The organism is Paraburkholderia sp. (assembly GCF_047605525.1).
In the GTDB taxonomy this organism is placed as follows: Bacteria; Pseudomonadota; Gammaproteobacteria; order Burkholderiales; family Burkholderiaceae; genus Paraburkholderia.
This window is the reverse complement of record NZ_JASGFN010000006.1, coordinates 119,680-134,790: the sequence shown is the minus strand read 5'-3', so window position 1 is coordinate 134,790 and position 15,111 is coordinate 119,680. Positions and strand designations below refer to the sequence as shown.

13 protein-coding genes are annotated in these 15,111 nt (G+C 59.1%); 11 read left to right on the top strand and 2 right to left on the bottom strand.

Annotated features, from left to right (window positions below):
* Positions 1-4: 4 nt before the first annotated feature.
* A complete protein-coding gene (locus QM685_RS10950; protein WP_415115646.1) occupies positions 5-721 on the top strand; it encodes a nucleotidyltransferase family protein in 717 nt (238 codons plus the stop codon).
* Complete coding sequence (gene gmhB, locus QM685_RS10945) at positions 711-1,316, top strand: D-glycero-beta-D-manno-heptose 1,7-bisphosphate 7-phosphatase (protein WP_415115644.1); 606 nt, start codon at positions 711-713, stop codon at positions 1,314-1,316. The genes QM685_RS10950 and gmhB overlap by 11 nt, the downstream gene beginning before the upstream one ends.
* On the opposite strand, the gene QM685_RS10940 is transcribed toward gmhB, so the two are convergent.
* The gene (locus tag QM685_RS10940; RefSeq protein WP_415115642.1) at positions 1,294-2,598 is read right to left on the bottom strand and encodes a hypothetical protein; all 1,305 of its coding nucleotides are present in this window, start codon (positions 2,596-2,598) and stop codon (positions 1,294-1,296) included. The genes gmhB and QM685_RS10940 overlap by 23 nt on opposite strands.
* Before the next feature lie 191 nt (positions 2,599-2,789).
* On the opposite strand from QM685_RS10940, the gene QM685_RS10935 reads away from it, so the two are divergent.
* The 9 genes from QM685_RS10935 to QM685_RS10895 all read left to right on the top strand — a co-directional run bounded on the left by QM685_RS10935 (position 2,790) and on the right by QM685_RS10895 (position 13,331).
* Positions 2,790-4,997, top strand: coding sequence for a polysaccharide biosynthesis tyrosine autokinase (locus QM685_RS10935; RefSeq protein WP_415115640.1), 2,208 nt, complete (start codon positions 2,790-2,792; stop codon positions 4,995-4,997).
* Between the two features lie 91 nt (positions 4,998-5,088).
* The gene (locus tag QM685_RS10930; RefSeq protein WP_415115638.1) at positions 5,089-5,358 is read left to right on the top strand and encodes a hypothetical protein; all 270 of its coding nucleotides are present in this window, start codon (positions 5,089-5,091) and stop codon (positions 5,356-5,358) included.
* Between the two features lie 14 nt (positions 5,359-5,372).
* A complete protein-coding gene (locus QM685_RS10925) occupies positions 5,373-6,809 on the top strand; it encodes a DUF6418 domain-containing protein (RefSeq protein WP_415115636.1) in 1,437 nt (478 codons plus the stop codon).
* Positions 6,806-8,041, top strand: coding sequence for a lipopolysaccharide biosynthesis protein (locus QM685_RS10920; protein WP_415115634.1), 1,236 nt, complete (start codon positions 6,806-6,808; stop codon positions 8,039-8,041). The genes QM685_RS10925 and QM685_RS10920 overlap by 4 nt, the downstream gene beginning before the upstream one ends.
* Positions 8,038-9,279 carry a glycosyltransferase gene (locus tag QM685_RS10915; RefSeq protein WP_415115632.1) on the top strand — a complete coding sequence of 414 codons (1,242 nt, stop codon included), beginning with the start codon at positions 8,038-8,040 and terminating at the stop codon, positions 9,277-9,279. The genes QM685_RS10920 and QM685_RS10915 overlap by 4 nt, the downstream gene beginning before the upstream one ends.
* Before the next feature lie 80 nt (positions 9,280-9,359).
* Complete coding sequence (locus tag QM685_RS10910) at positions 9,360-10,676, top strand: glycosyltransferase (RefSeq protein ID WP_415115630.1); 1,317 nt, start codon at positions 9,360-9,362, stop codon at positions 10,674-10,676.
* A 391-nt stretch (positions 10,677-11,067) separates the two neighbouring features.
* Entirely contained in the window at positions 11,068-11,406 is a 339-nt protein-coding gene (locus QM685_RS10905; RefSeq protein WP_415115628.1) for an acyltransferase family protein, read from the top strand.
* Between the two features lie 20 nt (positions 11,407-11,426).
* Positions 11,427-12,095: an acyltransferase family protein gene (locus tag QM685_RS10900; RefSeq protein WP_415115626.1), complete on the top strand. Its 669-nt coding sequence runs from the start codon at positions 11,427-11,429 to the stop codon at positions 12,093-12,095.
* A gap of 306 nt (positions 12,096-12,401) precedes the next feature.
* Positions 12,402-13,331: a phytanoyl-CoA dioxygenase family protein gene (locus QM685_RS10895; protein ID WP_415115624.1), complete on the top strand. Its 930-nt coding sequence runs from the start codon at positions 12,402-12,404 to the stop codon at positions 13,329-13,331.
* Between the two features lie 290 nt (positions 13,332-13,621).
* Here QM685_RS10895 and QM685_RS10890 read toward each other — a convergent pair whose 3' ends face one another.
* Complete coding sequence (locus QM685_RS10890) at positions 13,622-14,830, bottom strand: glycosyltransferase (RefSeq protein WP_415115622.1); 1,209 nt, start codon at positions 14,828-14,830, stop codon at positions 13,622-13,624.
* Between the last annotated feature and the right edge of the window lie 281 nt (positions 14,831-15,111).

Genomic DNA, 15,111 nt, shown 5'->3' with positions numbered 1-15,111 from the left:
GTGCATGATCCTGGCGGGCGGTCTGGGCACGCGATTGCGGCCGGTCCTCGGCGAAGGCCTCCCTAAAGCGATGGCCAGCGTGGGTGGCCAGCCGTTTCTCGCGTGGATGCTGCGCTGGCTGGAACAGCAGCGGGTGACGGAGGTCGTGCTGTCGCTGGGTTATGGATGCGGCGAGATCACCGGCTGGCTGGCAGGGCAGTCGCCGGGACTGTCCGTGACCGTCATCGAAGAGGACCAGCCGCTCGGCACGGGCGGCGCGATCATGCATGCGCTGCGCACCTACGGCGCACCCCGGATGATCGTGCTGAACGGCGACACGATCACGGACCTGGATTTGTCCGGCTTCGCCGGCTTTTTCAACGCCACGGGTGCCGATCTGGCAATCGCGGCGACCAGCGTGCCCGATGCGTCACGGTATGGAACGCTCGAATTCGACGCCGGCTCGAAGCGTCTGATCGCGTTTGAAGAAAAGAGACCCGTGCAGGCGCCGGGTTTCATCAATGCCGGCGTGTACGCGGTCGATGCGGCGCGCCTGCTCGAATTCGACTTGCCCGATCGTTTTTCATTTGAAGACGATTTCCTGCGCCGCCAGCTCAGCTCGCTCGACATCCGGGTCTTCCCCGACATCACGGAGTTCATAGATATCGGCATTCCGTCGGACTATGCGCGAGCCCAGCACGTGGTGCCGCTCATGTGTGAACAATCCGCCCATGACTCGTAAAGCGCTATTTCTCGACAGGGACGGAGTCGTCAACGTCGATACCGGGTACTTGCACGCGTCGAACGAATGCGTGTTCATCGAAGACATCTTCGGACTGGTGAGGGCGGCGAATCACGCCGGCTATGTGGTGGTTCTCGTCACGAACCAGGCAGGCATTGGGCGCGGCTATTTCACGGCCGGTCAGTTCCAGGCGTTCACCGACTGGATGCTCGGCGAATTCCGAAGCAGGGACGCGCGAATAGACCGGGTCTATTACTGCCCGCACCATCCGGAGTTCGGGCTCGGCGAGTATCGGCAGGCCTGCGCCTGCCGCAAGCCGCAACCCGGCATGTTCGAACAGGCGCGCGTGGACTTCGATCTGGACATGGAAAGGTCGCTGGTGGTCGGCGACAAGCCGTCGGATCTGCAAGCCGCGGCGCGCGCCGGCGTAGGACATCGTTTCCTGCTGGCACCGGCAGGCGAGTACGAGCTCGAGTTGACCGCGTCGCTCGGCTCGCGCATCGACAGGCTGTCCGACCTGCTCGACTGGTTTGGGCAAGGCGAGGCGTACGAGCCGCAGCGTGAGTCGGGTGTCATTTCGGCCGCCCGACCGTGATCGGTTCGGATACGACATTCCTGAAGAACGGTTTGCCGACCGCCTTCAGGTAAAGCGTGCCGGAAACGCCTGCCGGAAGTGCGATCGAGGCTGTCGCCGGGGTGTACCGGTTGACCAGACGAAACTCGCCGCCGGCTAACGACTGATACAGCTCGAGGTGATCGACTGTCTCGGCGTGAGACAGTTTGACGTCGAGCGCGTTACCGGAAAGATGCGTCTGCAGCGTGACGCAGTTGTCGATCCCGGGCTCCAGCGCCGTGCCTTCCTCGTAGTCGTTCCAGGTGATCAACTGAAGAAAGGGCAACTGGCGTGTCGCGCTGTAGTTCTGGTTGACCAGATCGAAGGTCTGCAGCCAGGTATCGCCACAGGCTTGCGGCATGTAATGTTTTTCGTTGGGCTTCGCCCACGCGGCCAGCAGATCGTCGAAGCCCTTGAAAACGCCGCCCGTTGCTATCTTCGTCGGCTCCGTGCGCGCATATCGATAGAACTCCTTTAGCTCCGTCAAATCCGCGACGCTGGTCTTCCGCGCCGCGAAGCCAGGGGCGATCCATACGAAGGCCCCCGCGCTGTCGTCCCGATCAAAGCCCTGCTTGTGGATGTGAACCCAGGATATCTCGGGATGCGCGGCCTGAATGCGTGACCAGTCGACCTTGCCGGCCCAGTCGAGGCCGAATTCGTACACCACCGGATGGCCGTCATACCTCAGGTATTGCGGGGACGAAAAGTAGGTGCGCGACAGATAGTCGAGCTGGGAAAGAACCGTCTGGGTGACGTCACAGCCCTTGCAACGATTGAAGTTGTAGGTCCCGGCGTCGACCATGATCGAGAAAGACATATTGGGGAATTTCGCCAGTTCCGGCATCGATTTGCGCCACGCGACATCGATGGGCTCGGGCTGGCCGTTTGCATCGTTCTGCCCGTACCAGTCGACGATCACGCCATCGACACCGCGCGCCTGCATGTCCTTGAACGTGCGGAACGCCTGAGCCGGATCGTCCGAGCGATAACCGACCGCGACCCCGCGCGATTTGGGGTCGAACCACCACGGTAAATAATGCGCGAGCACCTTCGTCGTGTGCCCCGGATAGAGCAGCGTATGGATATTGACATCGGAAACGGATGTCGATCCGCCAAGATTACCGTTGCGCGTAGCCGCAAAAGTATGACTTGCCGATGTATTGGGCGGCATCAGATTCCGAACCGGCTCTTCGCATTTTGTAGTGAGGGGTAGCGCACTGAAACAGAGGGCTACCGCGGGCAGTATCCATTTGACCGTGGTCATAACTGAGAGTGTGGATCGAAAGTTTGCATTCTATGAGTTATTCGCGGGCGGGGGGCATTCCAGTCCAATAGGGCCTTTTACTGTCAGTTTTATCTGCCGGACGCATAGGAACGCAAATCCTGGCGTTCCGAGCACCGCCAGGCGGTGCCTGCCCGACGCCAAATAGCGTTTTCAATAATTGGAGTTTGCATATGCGTAACGATGTCGGTCGCGGGCGAAGCTCCGCTATTGTTCAGGACGCGTCGGCGTTTTCGGCGTTCGACGTGCTGGAAAATATTCTGACTTATCGCAATCTGTTTTTCAGCGTCCTTTTGTCGGGACTGCTGCTCGGATGCGTATATGTGCTGTTTGCCTCGCCGATGTATTCGGCAAACGCATTGATCCAGATTGAGGACAAGAAGAGCAGTGCGTTGGGCGCTTTGTCCACGGTGACGCGCGCGCTCGACGTCAACGGCTCCCCGATTCTCGGCGAGATCGACGTCGCGCGTTCGCGGACCGTCGTTACGCAGGCAGTCGAAGCAGCGGCCGCGGAGACGACCGTTACGGTCAGGAACACGTTCCCGATACTGGGCCGCTGGCTCGCCACGATCCTGCCGCGCAGCCCCGACGGACTCGTCAGCGCGCCGCTCGGCCTGACGCACTGGGCATGGGGCGGTGAAAACCTGACGCTCGGCTCGTTCGATGTTCCCGCGGCTCAGATGGGCAAGCAGCATGAGTTCGTGTATGACGGCAACGGCAATTGGACGTTGCAGGATCGCAACGGCAACAAGGTGCTGAGCGGGAAGGTCGGCCAGCTCGCCGTCTCGGGCGACTACCGGATGCTCGTCAAGGCGGTGGCGGCGCGTCCGGGCACCGAATTCGGCCTTGTGAGGCATGCGACGCAGGCGACCGTCGACCGGATCATCAAGAAGCTCAACGTCGCCGAGACCAAGCGGGATTCGGGCGTCTTCGAGCTGGAATACGGCGACAGCAACCCGTTCTATGCCGCACGTCTCGTCAACGCGATTGCCGACGCGTATCTGACGAGCAACGTCACGCGCCGTGCCCAGGATTCCGAACGCAGCCTGAGCTTCCTGAACGCGCAGATCCCGACTGTCCGTGCGCGGCTGCAAAAAGCGGAAGAGGCACTCAACGCGTTTCGCCTGCATCAGGGCAGCATCGATGTGAGCGGCGAAATCAAGGTGTTGCTCGACCAGTCCGCGGCGATCGAGAAGGCCAAACTGGAAACCAACCTGACTTACCAGGACATGCGGACCAAGTACCAGCTCGGTCAGGCGCCGCTCGATGCGGTACTGGGAAAGCTCAAGCAACTCGACGCCGCGTCGCATCAACTGTCTGAGCGCATCGCGCAACTGCCGGGCCTGCAGCAGGAATACCTGCGGCTCTCGCGGGATGTCGATGTCGAGAACCAGTTGTATGTGGGCCTCATGAACAACGCGCAGCAGTTGCAGATCGCTACTGCAAGCAATGGCGGCAACGCGTCGATCGTTGATTACGCGGAAGTGGCGGAAAAGCCGAGCCGTCCGAACGTGATGCTCGCGCTGGCCCTGGGCGGCGTGGCGGGCGCGCTGTTCGGCTTCATTGCCGTGCAACTCAAGGCATTCGGTTCGGGCCGGATTCGTGACCCGAAGCGGCTGGAAGAGGTCGTCGGCATCGATACGCTCGGTATCCTGCCGATTTCACCGGCCCAGCAAATAGCGGCAAACAAGCCGGGACATACCTTCCTGATCAGCGCGGAGGAAACGGAAACGCCGATTATCGAAGCGATGGAAAGTCTTGCGCTGGCGGTGCAGTGCTCGCTTGCCGAGAAGGGGGATGGCAAGGTCGTGCTGATCACGTCGGCGGTGCCCAACCAGGGCAAGTCGTTGATCTCGGCCAACCTCGCGTATCTGCTGGCCGAAAAGGGACTCAAGACCTTGCTGCTGGATGCGGATATGCGCAAGTCCAAGGTCCATCGCTACCTTGGCGGCAATACCAGCAACGGTTTGTCCGGGGTCCTCGAGGGCACGCTCGATTCGGCCGACGTGATTGCCAAGCCGACCGACAATTTCCACGCGTTGCCGGCCGGCAAGAAAACGACCAAGGCGGCCAAGCTGTTGAGCGCCGACAACTTCGGCCCGGTGATCGCGTCGCTGCGAGAGGAGTACGACGTCGTGATCGTCGATTCTCCACCGGTTCTTCCGGTGCTCGATGCGGCTGCCGTGTCGAGATTCGCGGACATGACGCTCTTCGTCGCGCGGCAAGGAGAAGTGAGCTATGCGGAGGTCGCCGAATCCATGTCGCGGCTCGCAAAGGTCGGCACGACTGTCGATGGCCTCGTGTTCAACGGCTTTACCCCTTCGCCGCTGCGTTACGGGTATTACTCGAATGCTTACCGGTACATGTCCGAGCAGAGCTGAATAAGCGTCCACGGTTACCCGGCAACTTCGGGTTAATCACACGATAAGACGCGCATTGTCGTAATCGGGGATACACATGGGACTTTTTTCGATGCTGACAGGACCGGTAACCAGGCGACTGGGCAACCAGAATTCGTCACGGCGCGCGGTTCCGGATGCGAGTGGCGATCCGCGAGTCGTCTGGTTCATGAGCCCGCGCTCGAGCAACTGGAGCGGTGTGAGCCATCAGCATGGCCCGACATCTGTTCAGGCCTTGAACAGGAGCGCGGGATTCGATGCCGGGATGATCGCCATTCCCGCGCAATCCCGTTCGCTGACCGGCACTGACGCTGCCGACGGCAAGCACACGTTTGCAAAATGAAAACCGGACGGGCCATGCAAATCCGACAGGCCAGCGAGCCGACCATTTCCCTGACCCATCTGATCGTCCCGGTCGTGGCCCTGGTCGCGTTGCTGTTCAACACGGCGCTGCCATATCTCGGCTACGCGCAGGCGAGCGCGACGTGGACTTTCGTGCTGGCGGCGCTCGCGGTCATTTATCTGGTCGCGACGCGACCGCTCTTTTCGGTGTCGATGCTGTATTTCATGATGATCGGGATGACTGCCTTCGTCGCCGGCATCGGCATCGAGGCGGGCGGTCTGATGATCGAAACGGGAGTCCGGGGCGAAGCGAACGGTGCTTTTAGCCGCCTCCTGCTTTTCTATGTCGTCTTCGTCAGTTGCGCGCTCTACGGCTTTAACCGCTCGTTGAACATCCGCGATCCGGAGGTGCCGGTCGCGCTGATCACCGTCGAAACGCGCAGCGTGGTGCTGGGATTCACGCTGGCGCTCGCGATTATCGGCGCTGGCGTGGCAGCCGGACTGACGCAGGGTTTCGCGCTGCTCGACGGCGTGAACCGGTACACCATCCGGAACGAAAGTACCGGGACCGATAGTGTGTTGTTCAACACGTTCCTGAACAACCAGACCTTTCTTGCGCTGATTCTCGGCGCGCTCGCCACCAGCAAGAACCCCGCGGTCAAATGGTTTTCGATCGTGCTGATCATTGCGACGACGAATCTCTACATCCTGCACGGCGAGCAGTTCATGTCCGTGCTGCACTTCGGTCTCACGGTCCTTGCCCCGATCGTCGCGGTGCTGCTGATGAGAGGCAAGCCGGTCCTGCGGTATATGGCAATCGGGGGCGGCGTCGCGCTGATCATCGGTATCGTTTCGGTATTTTCCGCCTACCAGGGGCAGGGGCTCGATGTGCAAAACACGTTGACGGACCGCTCGCTATTGCAAGGGCAGGTCTGGTACGTGGTCGACTACGACGCGCATCTGTTCACCCCGCCTCCGCTGGGCGGAGCGCCGGCCTTCTGGCGTTTCGCCAGGTCGCTGCTGTCGATGAAACAGCCCGGCTTCGACGACAGCTTCGGCTTCAGCGGCCTGAGCGACGTGATGGTCGCGTACGGCGAACCGCATCTGATCTCCGCGTATATAAAAGACGACGTCTCCTTCACGATGGGGCAGATGGCGGTCCCCGTATTCTGGTTTGGTCTCGTCGGCGGCGCGCTGTTCGTCGCGTTCACGGGCGTGATATACGGGGCGCTTTGCGCATTGCAGATCGTGTTCGCGTTGCGTGGCGGTGTGGTCATGCTCTGGCTGGTCGTGAAGCTGCTGAGTTACGCGAGCTCCGGAATCCAGCAAGGCGACTATTGGTCTTTCTTCAGTGTTCGCGCGCTGTTTTACGTGGCGATGACGTTCCTTTGGTGGGTGCTGGTTGATTCGCGGGCCTCGCCGATCAAACTGAAACGGCTGGTGGCAGAGTGAAATCTTTTCGAACCTTGCTGTTTTCATCGCTGTCCGGCGTAGTGTGCGAAAAGGCAATCGGCGCGCTCGCGGCGGTCGCGAGCAATCACCTGTTCGCCACGCTGTACGGCGCCCGCTTCTTCGGCGAATTGCAGTTCGCGTTGTCGCTCGCGTATGTCGTCAGCAGCGCCGCGTTGATCTTCAGCGCTCAAGCCGTCTCGCCGATTTTCGGCAGACATCCGCGGCTGCGGCACCTCGTGTTCTATCGTGCGTTCCGCTTGCGTCTGGGTTCGACGCTCAGCGTGACGCTGCTGTTTCTGGCCGTCGTCGCGTTGCTGACGCAGTCCTCGAACAACGCATTGATGCTGATCGCCGGACTGGTGATGCTGTGCGAACCCATCGCGCTCGGCTCGCTGATGGCTTATGCGGAAACCAAGCCCTGGGTCATCACGCGAGCCAAGGCGTACGCGAGCGGCGTGCGGGTGCTGTGGCTGCTGGGCGCCGCTCACGCGTCGGTCGGCGCGGTCATCGCGTCGTTTGCATGGCCGCTCGAAGCTTACGTGGCCGCTGCCGCGCCGTTCAGCCGCTATCGGACACTCGCGTTCAATCGGCCACCGTCCCTGCACGGTTCGGAAACGATCAAACGAACGCTGATCGTTCGCGGACTCAGGATGTGGCCGGCGATTGCCGCGAGCGTGCTGGTGTTGCGGATGGACCGGCTGTTGCTGGGCACGCTGATGTCGAGGACGGATCTCGGCATCTATTCGGCCGCGGCGTCGCTCGTCGAACAGTGGAACTCCGTGGGTACGACGCTCGCGCTAGCACTTGCGCCGGCCATGGTGTTCGTCGCGCGCGGCGAGGACCAGCTTCGCAGCAAGGCGATCAAGCTCAGCGCGTATCTGGCGGTGATCGCCGCGGTGGCGCTGGTCGGCAGCCTGTTCATCGGGCGCACGGTGTTCCTCGTGATCTATGGACCCGCGTTCGAAGCCGGCATCCCCGTGATGATTTTCGGCACCGCATGCTCGATTGCGACGTTCGTGGACGCCGGGCTCACGACGTGGCTGATCGCCGCGCGGCATTACCGGCTGATGACCATTAAATTGCTCGTGACTATCGCCGCGATCGGCGTGGCGCCGTTCGTGATGCCGACGGATCTCATGATGTATGCGCCGGCGACGGGGACGGCCCTGTCAATCGTGCTGTTCTGGGCTGCCGTGTTCGGACAGAGGCAACGTTTAAAGGTGGCGCAATGAAGGTCTGCCTCTGCAATAACCGGTTTCCGCCGCATGTTGTCGGCGGCACCGAGGTGGTCGTCTACGATCTCGCGGTTCAGCTTCGTGACCGGGGTCATGACGTTTCCATTTTCACGCTGTCGGATTCGCGCTCGGCTGAAACAGCGGTCGTGGATGGTCTTCGCGTGCACAGCATGCCGAATACGAACATCTACAACCAGTTCTCGCACGCCGAGCGCAGCGGGCTGAAAAAGGCCTTGTTCGGCGCACTGGATACGTTCAACCCGCTCGTATTCTTCTACGCATTGCGCCATTTGCGGCGCCTCGATATCGACGTGCTGTGCACGAACAACCTCAAGGGCATGGGACCGGCCATATGGCTCGCCGCATGGTGCCTGCGGATTCCCGTCGTGCATGTACTGCATGACTATTGGTTGATTTGTCCGACCTCGACGATGTTCCGCGACGGCCGCGCATGTGAGCAGGCGTGTAACGGATGCCGGACCGTTTCGGCTCCGAAGGCGTGGTTCTCACGGCTCGTAGGACATGTGGTCGGAGTCAGCGACTTCGTGCTGGAACGCCATCGACGGCAAAGCTTTTTCGGCGCCGCGCAGCCCTGCGTCATTCATAACGCGCGGCAACCGTTCAGCGCCGTTCCTTCGATGCCCGCCGAGCCGCGCAAGCCGTTCCGGCTTGGTTTTATCGGCCGTACCGACGCGACGAAAGGTATCCGCGAGTTTTTTGCAGGCGCGGCCGCGGCGCACACGGGCAACCTCGAACTCCATATCGCGGGCCGGGACAACGAACAGATTCTGGATCAACTGATCTCGGAGTACCCCGATCTGCGGGTCGTGCGCTATGGCTTCATTCCAGCGAAAGACTTTTATCCACTTGTCGATCTCGTGGTCGTTACGTCGATGTGGAACGAACCGTTCGGCATGGTGGCATTCGAGCCTTGGGAATTTTTCAAGCCATCCATCGCGTTCACTTCCGGCGGATTGCCCGAGGTGTTCAGTGCCTTTCCCGAATTGACCGTCCCGCGAGGCGACGTCGCGGCACTCGGAGCGCTTATCCGCCGATTTATCGACGACCCGGCTTTCTACCATGACATCGCCCGCCGTTGCCACGACCGGCGTAATCACTTCCTGCCGCCGCGACAGCTGCAGCAGTTCGAAGCGGTCCTGCGGGCCGCCGCGAGACAGGATCAGCAGGAGGCAGGCGTGGGTGTGATCGAAGTCGACCGGGACGCTCGAAGCTGATACCGGGGTTTGACGAGCTTAACGGTCGATCTGGCTAGCCCATTGGAATGATTCAAGAACTATCTCCGTTTGGAGGCCTCATGAGAAAGCGCGTACTGATGGTAATGACCCGGGATATCCCCCCGGCTGCGTCTAATGGGCGTGAACGCACGTTGAGCTTCATTCGCAAGGCGATCGGCATGAATGCTGATGTGCGCGAACTCAAGATTCAGTCCGTATTCGAAGCGGGCAAGCTCGTTTCGAAGCTGCGCGCGGCTCTCAGAATCGTCGTAGGCCTGGCTACAGCCAGTCCTTGCGCATTGCAAGTCGCCATGTTCGCCAGTGTCGATGGAAAGAGGCGGCTTATCGAGGCGATTGAAGACTATAAGCCCGATGTCATCTATTTCGACGGCATCCGGATGGTCGACTATGCCGCATTCGTTCGCCGACGCTATCCGTCGAGCCACATCATCAGTGATCTGGACGACCTGATGTCGCGACGTGCCAATATCCTGAGGACCGGCAATTTCGCGTTATCCGTGGGCTACCTTGCGAAGTCGATTCCGCCAGCACTCGTCTCGCTGATCAATTCGCGATTCGCCCGCAATATGCTGCTCAGATATGAGGAATATGCGCTGAAAGGCCATGAGCGGCGGGCGACGGCTTCGTCGAATGCGGTGACGCTGGTTTCGACGACGGACGCCGACGCATTGGAGCGTATCCTTCCCGACGCGATGAAAAAGCGGGTGCATGTGATTGCACCACCAGTCGATGCGGTCAAGCCGGTGGCGCGGCCCGTCGATCCGGTTCGGTTCGTATTCGTCGGCGCGGACAGCCAGTTGCAGAACCGACTCGCAATCGAGTACCTGGTGGCGTCATGGAAAAAGCTCCAGTTGAGCCTGCCATTGGTCATTTACGGGCGTATGTCGCGTCAATACGAACCTGTGCCGAACGTCGTGTTCGCCGGCTTTGCAAAGACGCTCGATGAAGTCTATGCCCCTAACTCGATTGCCCTATGCCCGACATTCCTGCGCGGCGGCATCAAGTCGAAAGTACTGGAGGCCGTCTCGTTCGGCTGCGTTCCGGTTGGCAACGACGCCGCGTACGAAGGTCTGAATTTCGAAGATGCGGCGCTGGCAATGGACGAAGGAAGACTGCATCGTTTCCTCCACAATCCTCTTGAAGATCTGAATGAAGTGATGGAGGCGGCGACGCGGTTTGCGGCTTTCTGCGAACGCAATTTCAGCATGCCGGTGTTTGCGCGGCGTTGGGGTGATCTGCTGCGCCCCATGTACGTTCCGGAGACGGAGACAAACGTCGTTATGGGCGAAGGCCAAATGTCAGCAATTGCGATAGAGGTCGTGCAGCGCGGTACCCCTGCAAAGCAGCCGGGGAAACAGGCGAGTATCTCTCGGTGAAGTTTTAAAGTCGGTTTTCCATCTTTACACGAGGCAAGAAAACCAATCCCGTAAGCAGAACGCCCCGCACTCGACAGTATGCGGGGCGTTAGCCGTTTCAGGATTGTCGCCTTCCCGATCGATGAGCAGGGTGTTGGTACTGCGCGCTGGTATCGCTTGCTGAACGCGGCCGGTCACATTACTGACGGTAGATGTCCGGCAACGCACGGACTTATTGCCGCCGGGAAGAGCATGTTGTCGTAGCGAAAGCGATTTTTTGCAAGCGCGGCCTGACAGGCAGGCCTCACGTGGTCGTTGTTTTAGATGTCTATGTTGGAAATTCCGGTGCGGCGGGGAAGGAGCAGGTGTATCAACCGGACAGGCTAGAAAATTAAAATTAAGGAATATAAAAATGATTTCAATCCAGATCCTTCGAGGGCTGGCCGCGCTTGTTGTCGTCCTCTATCATATTGCAAAGAAAGGCGTGGTTTCAGGGGATTATCCGTTTAATTTTTTTGAGTTTGGGCAATTTGGTGTGGAGATATTCTTTATTATCTCCGGCTTCATCATGTCGTACATCACCGCCGGCAAGGAATTTCACATGCCGTCGTTCATGGCCCGGCGGGCGATAAGAATTTTACCGATGACTGGTTGTTTACTACCATCGCTTTGTGCGCGCTCATCGCTCTTCCAAAGCTGGCATTTACGCATACGGAGCTTCCGCCGGGAATTGTCACCTCTTACCTGTTGATTCCCGAGCCCAGTCACTCCTTGCTGCTCATGGTGGGGTGGACGCTCTCGTACGAGCTTCTTTTTTACTTTGTATTTGCGCTGACGGCGAGGATGCCCGGCCGGCCGATCGCCGTTGCGCTCGCGATGCTGTGGGGCTTGTCTTTCATCGTATCGAAGAATTTTTATGCACAGTTCATCTTCAACGATTTCTGGGCGGAATTCCTCGTCGGTACGATCCTGTTCAGGTTGGTGGATAAAAAGGCAGCTCTGTTTGCGGTCGGTGGGGTCGCGCTGGTCGCCTTCCTGATCTTCGACTATTACGGCCTGCCCGACCGTCGGTCGATCTATTTCGGATTGCCGGCGGTGACCATCGTTTCAGTCGTTCTTGGACTGGAGGGGTCCTTCGAAAAATGGTGTCCCACGTTTATTGTTCTCGCGCAAAAATTTTTAGGCGATGCCTCTTACTCCATCTATCTATCGCATTTCTTTTCCCTGAACCTCGCGTATCTGGTGATATATAAGATATTGAAATTGAGTGGCGGGTCGGCCGGGGTGGCTTACATGATCCTTGCTGTCTTTGCCAGCGTGCTTGCGGGCGGGTTGGTGCACGTGTTAATCGAAAAGAAAATCCTTCGCGCTTTGAGAAATATGGGCGAGCGAAATGCGAAGAGTTATGTGATTAACCCGGCAGATACCGGCGCGTCGTAACGCGTTCGGCACCGGTACGAGCTGCTCCGCAACGATCCCGCGAAAGACTACCGGGTCGCGGTGACGAACAGGAGCCGGCGCTGGTGTTCGACGGTCTCGAGGTTTTATCGCGGTGTGGGAAAAAGGATGAAGGTCGAAGCCTGCGCATCTGTTATTGCGAGGCGGCAACCGCCCACACCGTTTTAAAGTACGTCAACCATACGGCGCGGCCGTGCAGGAGCGCTGATATGGGTGTTATCGAACAGATGTCAAAAATGGTTAATCCTAAGATAGCGACACCTGGTCGGATTACTTTGGAGAGGAGACATGCAAACAAATTTTTCCCTTCCCGACCGTATCAAGCAAAACAGTTTGGTCAGTGATCAGATTAATGATCTTTGGGAGCGCGGCTTCAGTTCGTTTGAGAATATCGCTTCCATGGAGGAAATTGCCGAGTTGAAAGGCATCTGTGAGCGGCTTATTTTCGCCGGGAAAGGTGCGCGAGAGGGCGCTTTGTTCGACTTCGTCGGCGACAATCCTCTCGCCTCGACCGGACTCACTCAACTGAGCATGCCGAGCAACTTCAATCCCCGGCTGCGCCGGACGGATTACCACAAGCGTCTCGAAGTCCTCGCCAGGCAGATCTTGGGTCCCCAGGCGCGCTTCGCAGGGGATCACCTCTTCTACAAACCGCCGGTAGCCGGCCCTGAAACCCCCTGGCATCAGGACGAAGCGTTCCACGACCCGCGGTTCAATTACCAGGAGGTGAGCTTCTGGCTACCTCTGCAACCGGCGACAATCGAAAACGGCTGTCTTCGCTTTATTCCGGGTTCGCACCGGTGGAGCGTTCAGCCTCACAGAAAACTCCCGGGCAAGGAGCGTTCACACGGAATCGAATGCTATGACGGATTCGATCCCAACGACGCGGTTTTCTGTCCCATACCCGTCGGCGGGTGCACGGTGCACCTGGGTCGTACGTTGCATGGTGCAGGACCGAATGTCACCGAGACCGCGCGCTTTGCATATGTAGTCGTCTTCGATATCCCTGCTACCGTTGCAACGGAATACCGCGAGTTCAACTGGCTCGATCACATAACGACGCGCGACGAGATTGAAGCCAAATGGCTGCAGGGCAGGGGGAAATTGATCGCTTTGTATCGTCGCGTGATGCGACGGAACAATCTCGATCCACATCGACTTTACTATGGGTTAAAACGCCGTTGGTGGTCGTTGATGAAAGGGCGCAAGCGCGCATAGCGGTTTCGTGGTTCTGAGCAACACCTGGACGCGCGATTACGTATAAGGCGTATAGCTACGAGCGCAATCTCGCGTCCACCTCGTTCGCGCAAGGACTCCGTTTCAGGCGTCGATTCCCGGGTGCGGGCGATTCCGTTGCCATCGGGTTCGGCGCATCGTAGTGCCCGCTGCTTTGACAGGTCGCCGATGCGCTGGACGCCAAAGGCTGGAAGGCGAAGTGGGTGGTCCGTCAGATGAGTTGCGAATGCGGGGGAGTACTTCCGTAAACTCCCCGCACCTCTTCCGCCTTCTCAGCCTCGAAACGCCCGAAGCAGAATGTGATGCAACCGGGCGGACACCACGTCTGTCGAGTACTGCAATGCATTAGTCTTGCCGCGTTCCCTCAATTCGTCCCTCCGGGAAGGAAAGTCGGCGAGACTGCTGATTGCCGCCGCCCACTCGTCCGGATTCGTCGGGTTTGCGACAGCGAGGAACGAGTCACCCATGGATCCCCGAAAGACCGGAATGTCCGATGCGATAACGGGTGTTCCCGCCATCTGCGCCTCGATCACGGTGCGGCCGAAGCCTTCGTGCAGCGTCGCCGAAACGTAGATATCCGCGGCTTGATAAAAATATCCAAGGTCTTCCTCGGATACGGAGTCGGCAAAGTGAGCACGCACGCCGGACGTTTCGGCGAGCGTCTTGCATTCCATTCGATTGGCGGCGTTGAAAGCCTTGCCTACCCGCACGATTATCAGATCCTTGCGCGCCAGTTTGGCCAGCGCCTGGAACACGGTAAGGTTGTTCTTGCGGGTTTCATCGGAACCGACATTGAGCAGCATCAGCGCGTCGCCGATCTCGAGGCCAAGGCGCTGTTTCAGGATCGCTCGTGCCTGAGCGCGAGTCTCATCCGGTGTCGCCGCCGCGAGCGGTGCATATTTGTCTTCGAATGGACAGGGTACGATTTGCACGAGCTCCGGCTTTACGGGGGCGGCCTCTATCAGATCCTTGGCCGCCGAGTCGGCTTCGACGAGGACGAGATCTGCTTTCGGGGCCAGCGGAAGGAGCGTTTTGACGTAAAGCGACTTGAGCTTTTCGACGATGCCGCGAGCGTGTCCCGGAATTTGAACGTGATGAAACATCAGGCAGACCCGGCCGCCGGCGAGATGGATGATGGGAATCATGAAACTCAGATCTTCCTGGTAAAGGATGATCATGTCGCATGAGCGCGCCACGCGGATCGCGTGCAACGGATACATCACCAGTTGAGTCCAGTAACGCTTGAGCGAGCGAGGTTGAGCATCGATGTCGACAGTTTCGACACTGAAGTTCGTGTACTTCCGCAAACCCGCGGCCAACGCAAGACTATGCTGACCCACTCCGGTCAGGCTGCTGGGCCGAGGCCCCATGAACCACACGATCCGGGCACCGCTGGTCGCCTTCGACACGATGCTTTCTTGCGGAATCGGTTTATTCAGGTTGGCTGCTTCGCGTCCGGCTAGCATGGAGAATAGTTTCATCGATATTCCTGGCGAAGATAATGTGTATGGGCCGTTTGATCGAACGGCGGCATATAGCTGACGAATCTTCGTTCAGTCGGCGCTTCTCCGCGGGCGTTCGAGCAGCGTCCTGATTACCTCATGGACCCATCATGTGAACCCTCAGACATATACTGCTCGTCGTTGTCGTCATTCTCCGTACGCTAGCCCACAATGATCCATGCGAAGAAAGGCGGTTGCTGTTTTGGGTCCTGCAACACGAGAAACCAACTGTGGCGCGATGGCCGACGAACTGAACGTGA

Coding starts and splice junctions, on each gene's coding strand:
- QM685_RS10950 (WP_415115646.1), top strand. CDS start 5: ATGATCCTGGCGGGCGGTCTGGGCACGCGATTGCGGCCGGTCCTCGGC.
- gmhB (WP_415115644.1), top strand. CDS start 711: ATGACTCGTAAAGCGCTATTTCTCGACAGGGACGGAGTCGTCAACGTC.
- QM685_RS10940 (WP_415115642.1), bottom strand. CDS start 2,598: ATGACCACGGTCAAATGGATACTGCCCGCGGTAGCCCTCTGTTTCAGT.
- QM685_RS10935 (WP_415115640.1), top strand. CDS start 2,790: ATGCGTAACGATGTCGGTCGCGGGCGAAGCTCCGCTATTGTTCAGGAC.
- QM685_RS10930 (WP_415115638.1), top strand. CDS start 5,089: ATGCTGACAGGACCGGTAACCAGGCGACTGGGCAACCAGAATTCGTCA.
- QM685_RS10925 (WP_415115636.1), top strand. CDS start 5,373: ATGCAAATCCGACAGGCCAGCGAGCCGACCATTTCCCTGACCCATCTG.
- QM685_RS10915 (WP_415115632.1), top strand. CDS start 8,038: ATGAAGGTCTGCCTCTGCAATAACCGGTTTCCGCCGCATGTTGTCGGC.
- QM685_RS10910 (WP_415115630.1), top strand. CDS start 9,360: ATGAGAAAGCGCGTACTGATGGTAATGACCCGGGATATCCCCCCGGCT.
- QM685_RS10905 (WP_415115628.1), top strand. CDS start 11,068: ATGATTTCAATCCAGATCCTTCGAGGGCTGGCCGCGCTTGTTGTCGTC.
- QM685_RS10895 (WP_415115624.1), top strand. CDS start 12,402: ATGCAAACAAATTTTTCCCTTCCCGACCGTATCAAGCAAAACAGTTTG.
- QM685_RS10890 (WP_415115622.1), bottom strand. CDS start 14,830: ATGAAACTATTCTCCATGCTAGCCGGACGCGAAGCAGCCAACCTGAAT.